General features: G+C 27.3%; 1 protein-coding gene. It reads right to left on the reverse strand.

Annotation, left to right across the window (positions count from 1 at the left end; all coding sequences use genetic code 11):
• The coding region (locus E6A48_RS11760; protein ID WP_219710490.1) for a co-chaperone GroES at positions 1-177 on the reverse strand (177 nt) is incomplete at its 3' end.
• Positions 178-205 lie beyond the last annotated feature (28 nt).

Genomic DNA, 205 nt, shown 5'->3' on the forward strand with positions numbered 1-205 from the left:
TATAACTATATCACCTTTTTTTACTTGTATATCTTTACTAGAGCCTATTTCAACTACTTTTGCTTTTTGAGTTTTTTCTTTAGCTGTATCTGGAAGAAGTATTCCGCTTGAAGTTTTTTCTTCTTGTTCTAAAACTTGTAAAAGAACTCTATCTGCTAATGGTTTAATAGATGACATATAATATTCTCCTTTTTCAATATTGTTT

Source organism: Brachyspira pilosicoli (genome assembly GCF_019402445.1).
In the GTDB taxonomy this organism is placed as follows: domain Bacteria; phylum Spirochaetota; class Brachyspiria; order Brachyspirales; family Brachyspiraceae; genus Brachyspira; species Brachyspira pilosicoli_B.